The sequence below is a fragment of the Mesorhizobium sp. M2C.T.Ca.TU.002.02.1.1 genome (genome assembly GCF_003997225.1).
On the sequence record NZ_RZTO01000188.1, the window covers coordinates 1 to 8,781 of the forward strand.

Annotated in this window: 10 protein-coding genes; 7 read left to right on the forward strand and 3 right to left on the reverse strand. The window is 65.5% G+C overall.

Annotated elements, in window-relative coordinates; translation table 11 throughout:
* The 5 genes from EOD07_RS12725 to EOD07_RS12745 form a co-directional block, all read left to right on the forward strand.
* On the forward strand, window positions 1-286 hold a 286-nt coding region (locus tag EOD07_RS12725), incomplete at its 5' end, for an RNA pyrophosphohydrolase (RefSeq protein WP_127235698.1).
* A gap of 169 nt (window positions 287-455) precedes the next feature.
* A complete protein-coding gene (gene alr / locus EOD07_RS12730; protein ID WP_127235699.1) occupies window positions 456-1,607 on the forward strand; it encodes an alanine racemase in 1,152 nt (383 codons plus the stop codon).
* A gap of 273 nt (window positions 1,608-1,880) precedes the next feature.
* Window positions 1,881-2,294: a nucleoside diphosphate kinase regulator gene (rnk, locus tag EOD07_RS12735; protein WP_040991625.1), complete on the forward strand. Its 414-nt coding sequence runs from the start codon at window positions 1,881-1,883 to the stop codon at window positions 2,292-2,294.
* The gene (locus tag EOD07_RS12740) at window positions 2,291-2,827 is read left to right on the forward strand and encodes a nucleoside-diphosphate kinase (RefSeq protein ID WP_041001014.1); all 537 of its coding nucleotides are present in this window, start codon (window positions 2,291-2,293) and stop codon (window positions 2,825-2,827) included. Before rnk ends, EOD07_RS12740 begins: the two co-directional genes overlap by 4 nt.
* A complete protein-coding gene (locus EOD07_RS12745) occupies window positions 2,766-4,112 on the forward strand; it encodes a D-amino acid dehydrogenase (protein WP_348627759.1) in 1,347 nt (448 codons plus the stop codon). The genes EOD07_RS12740 and EOD07_RS12745 overlap by 62 nt, the downstream gene beginning before the upstream one ends.
* Before the next feature lie 60 nt (window positions 4,113-4,172).
* On the opposite strand, the gene EOD07_RS12750 is transcribed toward EOD07_RS12745, so the two are convergent.
* Complete coding sequence (locus tag EOD07_RS12750; RefSeq protein ID WP_245470097.1) at window positions 4,173-6,332, reverse strand: phosphatidylserine/phosphatidylglycerophosphate/cardiolipin synthase family protein; 2,160 nt, start codon at window positions 6,330-6,332, stop codon at window positions 4,173-4,175.
* A complete protein-coding gene (locus EOD07_RS12755) occupies window positions 6,329-6,769 on the reverse strand; it encodes a hypothetical protein (RefSeq protein ID WP_127235700.1) in 441 nt (146 codons plus the stop codon). The genes EOD07_RS12750 and EOD07_RS12755 overlap by 4 nt, the downstream gene beginning before the upstream one ends.
* A 150-nt stretch (window positions 6,770-6,919) precedes the next feature.
* On the opposite strand from EOD07_RS12755, the gene EOD07_RS12760 reads away from it, so the two are divergent.
* Window positions 6,920-7,495: a hypothetical protein gene (locus tag EOD07_RS12760; RefSeq protein WP_127235701.1), complete on the forward strand. Its 576-nt coding sequence runs from the start codon at window positions 6,920-6,922 to the stop codon at window positions 7,493-7,495.
* 132 nt (window positions 7,496-7,627) lie between these two features.
* Window positions 7,628-8,197, forward strand: a complete 570-nt coding sequence (locus EOD07_RS12765; RefSeq protein WP_127235702.1) for a hypothetical protein — start codon at window positions 7,628-7,630, stop codon at window positions 8,195-8,197.
* A gap of 19 nt (window positions 8,198-8,216) precedes the next feature.
* Here EOD07_RS12765 and EOD07_RS12770 read toward each other — a convergent pair.
* The coding region (locus EOD07_RS12770) for a substrate-binding domain-containing protein (protein ID WP_206519464.1) at window positions 8,217-8,781 on the reverse strand (565 nt) is incomplete at its 5' end.

The following is an 8,781-nucleotide window of genomic DNA, read 5'->3' on the forward strand; positions in this document are numbered from 1 at the left end:
TTCGCTGCTTGCCGAGGCGCCGCGCTGGATCAATTACGACCTGCCGCCGCATCTGGTCGGCGTCGCCTTCAAGGGCCGCTATCGCGGCCAGACGCAGAAATGGTTCGCCTACCGCTTCGAGGGCGACGAAAGCGAGATCGAGATCAATCCGCCGCCCGGCGGCCACACGGCCGAATTCGATGAATGGGCGTGGCGGCCGATGCGGGAGCTGCCGGAGCTGATCGTGCCGTTCAAGCGCAAGGTCTATGAGCAGGTGGTGGCGGCGTTCGAGCACCTGGCCCTATAACCCCCCGGTTGTCGCGGCGGCCCTGTGACCGTATTGATTGCCGATGCACCAAAGCGCGTCGCGATCTTTCAGGTTCGCTCCATGCGCTTTAGGTTTTTTGATTTGGCGCATGTCTTTATCCCGAAACCGGTTCCCACTTTCGGGAGACATGCTTTAAGCGGGGGTCGCCATGAACGACGACACCGGACGCAGGTTTCCGGCACATGACGCAAGCAGCGGCTCGACGGTGAGCGAGGCGGCCGCCGGAGCGATCCTGACGATCGACTTCGGGGCCATCCGGGAAAACTATCGCCGGCTGAAGGCGCGGCTGAACGGCGTCCGCTGCGCCGGCGTGCTCAAGGCCGACGGCTATGGGCTCGGCGCCGCCCAAGTGGCCTTGGCGCTGGCGAAAGAGGGCTGCGACATCTTCTTCGTCGCGTTGCTCGGCGAGGGCATCGCGCTGCGCGAGGCGATCGGTCCCGGGCCGGACATCTTCGTGCTGAACGGGCTGCCGCCGGGTTCGGAACCGGAAGCCTTGGCGGCCGGGCTTTTCCCGGTCATCAACAGCGCCGTTCAATTGAAAACCTGGCGCGAGACCGCGCGGAGCGCGGGCCGGAGCCTGCCGGCCGCCATCCAGGTCGACAGCGGCATGGCCCGGCTCGGCATGGCGCCGGCGGAAGTCGAGGCGGTCGCGGGGGAGGCCGGTGCCTTCGACGGCATCGACATCCGTTTCGTGATGAGCCATCTCGCCCGCGCCGACGAGCCGCAACAGGCGGCTAACGAGACGCAGCGGCGCGAATTCGAGCGGCTGCGCATGCTGCTGCCCGCGGCGCCAGCCTCCTTGGCCAACTCGTCCGGTATCTTTCTCGGGTCGGCCTATCATTACGACCTCGCCCGCCCGGGTGCCGCGCTCTACGGCGTCAATCCGACGCCCTACGAAGCCAATCCGATGCTGCCGGTGATAAGGCTGCAAGCCAAGGTGGCGCAAACGCGCGCGATCGGCGCCGGAACCGGCATCGGCTACGGCCATACCCACCAGGCCGACGGTCCGCTCAGGCTGGCGACCATTTCGCTGGGCTATGGCGACGGCTGGCACCGGCGCGCCGCTTCGGCCGCCTGGTTCGGGGGCGTGCGGTTGCCCTTCATCGGGCGCGTGTCGATGGACTCGATCATCCTCGACATTTCGGCGCTTCCCGCCGGCCGGCTCAGCGAGGGCGATCTCGTCGAGCTCATCGGTCCGTCCCAAAGCGTCGACGACGCGGCCGGCCATGCCGGCACCATCGGCTATGAGATATTGACCAGCCTGGGTGCGCGCTTTCACCGCCGCTACCTCGGTGGTTGAAACAGGCGCCTTGCTTGACAAGCCGGGGCTTCTCGGCAAGGTTCGGGGTATGAGCAACCTCGCTTATATCAAAACCTGCTTCAGGGTTTGCCCCATCGCGGGAGCGTAGCCCCGGCGTGGCCGCCAATGCCGGCGGCCGCGTGAACCGGGGCGTTTGAATTCCAGACATTTTCATCGAGCCTGCGGCCCTTGCGGCCCGGCTTTGTTCGCCGCCCTCGACGTGGCGGCTTGCGCGCATTCGGGCAACCGATGCGCCGGATTATGAGGTATGCCATGCATGCAGCAACGCAAGCGCGTTCGCGAAACACCATCCTTGTCAGCGCGGCGGACCACGACCGGCTGAGCAGCCTCGCCAGGGCCTTTCTCGACCGCGTGCCCGATATGGCCGAGGACCTGCTTGCCGAGATGGATCGCGCCAGGGTCGCCAACGAGGCGGCATTGCCCGCCGACGTGGTGCGGATGGGCTCGACGGTGACGCTTCAGGACCCGGAGGGGAGCACCCAGACGGTGACGCTGGTCTATCCGGCGGAGGCCGATATCGCCGAAAAACGCATATCGGTGCTGACGCCGCTTGGAACGGCGCTGATCGGCGCGCGGGCCGGACGCACGGTTTCGTGGCGCAGCCGCGACAGCCGGGTCCTCTCGGCAACGATCGACGCCGTCGAACAAACGCGGAGAGCGCCATGACCGGGACTTTCTACCGCCTGACGGCCAAGGACTTCGCGGTGATCGAGGCGATGCTGATGCGCCGTCGCGCGTTTGCCGATCCGATCGCGCCGATGCTCGAACGCAAGCTCGCCGAAAGCCGCGTCATTGCGACGGGAGCCGTCGAGCCCGACCTTGCCACGCTCAACAGCCGGGTGATCTTCCGCGCCGGCGGCGGTTCATCGCAGACGCGGACGCTGGTGCAGGCCGAAGCATCCGCTCCCGTCGGCTCCGGCCTGCCGGTCGCCACGTGGCACGGCCTCTGCCTGCTTGGCATGAGGGCGGGACAATCGGCGCTGGCCGAGCGGGCCGACGGCCCGGCCGAGGAGGTCCTTCTCGAGGAGGTGGCCTATCAGCCGGAGGCCGCGCGGCGAGCGGCGCAGGACCGCGCCGCCGAACGGCCTCGCCACGTCCTCAAGCTGGTCCACAGCGCGCCCACCGCTGACTGGCCCCTTGGCGGACGCGGCAAAATCCGGCAGACAGAAGGGGACGATCCGGGCCCTTCGGCGGCATGATCGGCCTTTGAGGGAGCATGGAATGAAAGTCATCGTGCTGGGCGGCGGCGTGATCGGGGTCACTACCGCCTACTTCCTCGCCGAGGCCGGTCATGAAGTGACCGTCTACGATCGCCAGCCGGGGCCGGCGCTCGAAACCAGCTTCGCCAATGCCGGTGAAGTGTCGCCGGGCTATGCCTCGCCCTGGGCCGGGCCGGGCATCCCGGTCAAGGCCATCAAATGGCTGTTGATGAAATACGGCCCGCTGGTGGTGCGGCCGGCTTTCGACCCGCATATGTGGACCTGGCTCCTCAAGATGCTGCGCAACTGCACGGCCGAGCGCTACGCGCTCAACAAGTCGCGCATGGTGCCGCTCGCCGAATACAGCCGCGACACGCTGAAGGCGCTGCGCGAGGCGACCGGCATCACCTACGACGAACGGGCCAAAGGCACGCTGCAGCTCTTCCGCAAGCAGAAACAGCTCGACGGCACCGGCGGCGACGTCGAGGTGCTGAAGAAATACGGCGTGCCCTACGAGATCCTCGACCGCGACGGCTGTGTCGCCGCCGAGCCGGCGCTTGCGGCGGTGCGCGACAAATTCGTCGGCGGCCTCAGGCTCCCGGGCGACGAGACCGGCGACTGCAAGATGTTCACCGACAAGCTCGCCGAGCTCTGCGTGGCGCGCGGCGTGACCTTCGAATACGGCTCGACCATCCGGCGCATCGTCAGGAACCGCAACCGCCTCACCAATGTGCTGACCGACCACGGGTGGAGGTCCGCGGATGCCTTCGTGATGGCGATGGGCAGCTATTCCGCGCAATTCATGCGCTCGCTGGGGCGGCCGATTCCGGTCTATCCGGTCAAGGGCTACTCGATCACCGTGCCGATCACCAATGCCGGGGCAGCACCCGTGTCGACGGTCATGGACGAGACCTACAAGGTGGCGATCACCCGGCTCGGCGACCGTATCCGCGTTGGAGGCACGGCGGAGATTTCGGGCTATGACCTTCGCTTGCATGAATCGCGCCGCCGCACGCTCGAACACTCGGTCGGTGATCTCTTCCCCGGCGGCGGCGATCTCAAGGCCGCGAGCTTCTGGTGCGGCTTGCGGCCGATGACGCCGGACGGACCGCCCCTGGTCGGACTGAGCGAGGTTGCAAATCTCTACCTCAACACCGGCCACGGCACGCTCGGCTGGACCATGGCCTGCGGCTCGGCGAAGGTGCTGGCCGACATCATGTCGAACCGGGTGCCAGAGATCAACGCGCGCGACCTGAGCCCGGAGCGGTATCTGAAGCCCATCTAAAGCTGCGCTGATATTCTGGTGAGACCGGTCTGCACACCTTAGTTCGCCCGGGCGGCGGCCTCAAAACGCCTCCCGGACCCATTTGTCGCTGAACAGCAGCCGGTAGGCCCAGCCGATCGTGACATTGGTGGCGACCGGGCGCGAATGGGCGAGGTAATCGTCATAGACCGGCTTCATGCGGCGGTAGAAGGCCGGATCGAGCACGACCATGCCGTTTTCCGAGTCGTGGAAAAAGCTGCGGTTGTTGAGGTTGACCGAGGAGATGGCGACCAGCCTTTCGTCGATCATCATGATCTTGGAGTGCAGCACCACATCAGGCGCCTTGAACTCGCGGATGTCGATGCGGTCGCCATATCTCTCGACGAACAGCTTGTTGAGCGCCGTGAGGAACCGGCCGCCGATATCGCCCTTGAGGTCGATGCGGCCGACGACATCGATCTTCACGCCCCTGGCCAGCGCCCGGTCGAAGGCCCGGGCGATAGCGGGCGTCAGGTTGAGATAGGGATTGACGATCTGGATGCGGTGCTCGGCGGTGTCGATCAGCTCGACGAAATAGGCCTCCAGCGCGTGCCCGTCCTCATAAGGCACGGAGATGAAATGCCGCGCCACGCCGCGCGGGGCAGCTATGGAACGAACCGGAATGGAGAACGGCCGCGACAGATTGGTGTCGGCGCCGCGCAGCCAGATGGTCGACAGATGCGCGGCCAGCGTCTCGACAGTCGCCGGGTCGGCGATCTCGATGTCGAAGTCGCTCCAGTTGGAATAGTAGTTCAGCGAGAAGCCGTCGGTCTTGCCGTATTGCTCCAGGTCCGGATAGCGGCTCAGGTCGACCGGCTTGTGGAACAGAAAGCCGTCATGGACGTTGCGGCCGCCGATGATGACGCGCGAGCGTCCAGGCTCTTCGGCCAGCGTCGCCAGCATCTTGATGTGGTGAACCTTGTGCAGCTGTGAGATCTGCTCGTCGAACGGCGCGCCGTGGTCGGCCTGCCAGCGATATTCCTGCAGCTCGACATTGGGGAATTCCGCCGCCAGCCGGTGCAGCATGGCGTCGTCCTTCTCCCGCTCCAGCACGTCGGTCACCAGGATGCGCACCTTGGTGCCAAGTGCCGCGTGATGGCGGATCAGCCGCTCCATGATGCGGCCGGAGAAGTCCGCCTTGAACTCCAGCGACGACAGATAGATCAGCCTGAGCTTCGGCGCGTCTGCGAAATCGAGCGGCAGCTCGGGGTCGGCCTTGCCGAAGGCGCTGTCCGGTAGCGTCTTGCCGAGCAAGGCCTCGACCTTGGCGTTGAAACCGTCGCGCGACTTGCGCAGCAGGGTCGGCGACCCGAGAGGCAGCGCGCAGGTCTGCGACAACCAGCGGCCGGCATAGAAGGCGCGGTCGAGCTCCTCCATACCCGCCGGATCGGGCACCGGGCAGCGGTCGTAGCGGCTGTCGAGCCTCGCGATCCAGGGATCCGCGCTCTCCTCCCGCAGCAGGGTCAGCGGCGCGCCGGCCGGCGCTAGCGCCGAGGTCACGCGAAGATCGCATTGGCTGAGTGTCTCGTCGGGGAACAGGCTGACGGAGGTTTCCGCGGCTGGCAAGCTGAGATGGAATGGCACGGCCCTGGCGACCGTGGTGGAACGGCCCGATGCGCGGATCGCGAGCGGGCCGTCGCAGGTGCCGCCGATGTCGATGGGCTGTTGGCCTGCCTGGCGCAGCACGATCTCGACCGAGCGCGCCTCAAGGCCGGAGAAGCTGAAGGTCTTGGGCGCCAAGGGCCGCGCGGCGGCATCGAGATAGAGCGTCTGCCGCGATATGCGCCAGCGGCCGGCGAACCGGCCTTCGCCCGGCCTGCCTTGTGTCGGCGCAATCTCAGCGTCGTCGAGCGGTCGGGCCAACCGCTGCAGCGCCGGATAGGTCGCGTGGAAGCCGCTGTTCTGGACATCGCGCCAGTCGCGGCCGAAGCGGCCGGTGCCGTTGGCGCGGTCGAGCGCATCGAGGCGGCTTTGGGCGAGCAGCGCCTGGAACTGTTTCTCGTAGGCGCCGTTGCCGCCTGCGAAGTAGTGGGCTCCGGCGATCTCCTCGCCGCCGCTGTCCGCCGAGACGGGCAGGCGGCCGCAGGCGTCGTCGCCGGGGAAGAAGGCGCAGGCCGAATGGCCGGGCATGCCGGCACAGCCGGCCAGCACGGCGAGGGCCAGCCCAAGCCATGTCGCGGTGATGGCCGACCTGACGCTCACCCGGCCGCCCCGTTCATGGCCTTGAGTTGAGCCGGATCGCGCGGCGGCAGGAAGCCTTGCGGAAAGATCTTGCAGACGGGAAACGCGAAGGTCGCAATCAACAATTCGGCCCGGCTGCGCATCTTGCGCGGCGCCGTCTTGTCGTCGCGGATCTTCCTGGCGGAGGCGACCAGCGCGCCGTCGCAGTCGCAATGATTGCGCCGGGCAATGTAGCAGGCGTCGTGGACCCGGCAGGCGGCGTCGAGGCGGTCGACCGGTTTGGCCGACAGATCGCCGGTGCGGGTGCCCGGGCCGCAATAGTTGCCGATGACGAAAGGCGAGGGGCGCGACATGGCATAGCGGATCGGCTTCGGCAGCTCCGCTTCCGGAAGCTTCGCCCAGGGATTGGCGCAGCCCGACAGGAAAAGCAGCGGCAGAATGGCAAGAACGGCTCGCATTTCTCCGCCGGCGTTGTGAAAACTGTCCCCTCGCGCCCAGCCACAGTATGACGAAGGCGCCGGTGCCACAGTGGCCGAATTTGTGGCGGAGGCAAGGCGGCAACCACCAACTGCCTGTGATAGGATCGGCCGCAGCGAGGGGACTTTGGCATGCGTCTTTTTCTTTTCGCGGCGGTGGCCGCATGTCTGAGCTGCGCCGCGGCGGCGCTTGCCGCGGACAAGACCGTTCACGACAGGGAGCACGGCTTTTCGCTGACCTATCCCGAGGAATGGGCGAGCGAAACCGCCTTTGACAACACCATTCGGCTCAAGATCAAATCCGGCGAAGGAGGACTCACCTGCCGCGTGTCGGAAAATGCCTACGATCCGACCGCTCCCGACAATCCACCCGACGTCAGGGCGTTCATGGAGGAAGATTGGCAGGTGAGCAACTGGCAGACCATGGTCGGCGTCGCCTATCAGTCGGCCGCCTTCCGTAAGGACAAGTTGGCGCATTTTCCGGACGGCTATCCGGTGCGCATAGCCGATATGGATTTCCACTATGCCGACGAAAATGTCAGCTTCTACGGCCATTCCCGCATCGCGCTGACGCTGCGCCAATCGCATTACGGTTTCGTCGATTGCGGGGTCGCGGGCGACAACTCCGAAGAGGTAGAGCGCAAATGGGCGCCGCTTGCGGATGAGGCCGAGAAGATCGTGAGCTCGTTCGTGCTCGACGCGGATTAGTGCAAATTCCAGGAAAAGTGTGAGCGGTTAGGTTCGGCGCTTCGCCATAGCTTTCCGCCAGGAATTGCGTCAAAAATGATGAGATAGAGCGTTGACCATTTCCGTGAAACATTTGAAGGACGAATACCGTCGATGCGGTTTTGTTTTCTGACCACCACTTTGGTGTTTCTCGTCTTGTGCGCCTTCGCGGCGAAGGCTGCAGACAAGACCGTCCACGACCAGAAGAACGGGTTTTCGCTGAGCTTTCCAGAAGAATGGCTTGATGAGACGCCTTCCGACAAAGAGATACGCCTGAGCGTGAAATCCGCCGATCTTACCTGCATGGTATCGGCGTCATTTTACGATCAATCGGCACCGGGCTCGCCATCCGATACGGGCAAATTCATGGAGGGCTGGTCGATGAATAATTGGAAAAAGACGATAGGCAGCTCATTCAGCACAGCCGATTTTAGCAATGACAGGCTTGCGAGGTTTCCCGATGGCTATCCCGTTCGCCTGGCGGACTTGGACTTCACGGTTCGCCGCGAGAATGCCACCTTCTATGGCCATTCTCGGTTCGCGTTTTCGGTCCGAGGACCGCGCTATGGTTATGTGAACTGCAGCGTGATGGGTGATAGCGTCGAGCATGTGGCGCGGATGTGGGCGCCGATGGCGGACAAGGCTGAGCGAGTGGTGGATTCGTTCATTCTTGACTCGCCTTGAACCACGAATTCCGTTTGCATCAGCTGAACAGGCTGCGCTCCCGCTCCACCGCCTTGGTGATGAAGTTGGCGACGAGCTGGACCCGGCGCAGCGGCCGCACCGATTCGTGATAGACCAGCCAGTAGGCGCGGCGGATGGGCGCGACGATGTCGACCGGCACCAGCTCCGGCATCGAACGGGCGACGAAGGTGTGCAGGATGCCGATGCCGGCGCCGGAGCGCACCGCTTCGGCCTGGCCGAGCGCCGAGGAGATGGCGAAGCTGGTGCGCCATTCGGGGCTGAACTCGGCGGCATAGTCGAGCGAGGGGCTGACGATGAGGTCCGGCACATAGCCGATCAGCGTGTGCCGACCGAGCTCGGCCGGCGTTTTGGGCAGGCCATTGGCCTCGGCATAGGCGCGGGAGGCGAAGAGGCCGAGCGTGTAGTCGACAAGCTTGCCCGCCACCAGCCGGCCTTCGGTCGGGCGCTCTACGGTGATGGCGATATCGGCCTCGCGGCGCGACAGGGAGAAGGAGCGCGGCACCGGCACCAGCTGGATGGTGAGCTCGCGGTGCAAGGCGGTCAGTTCGCCCAGCCGCTTCGCC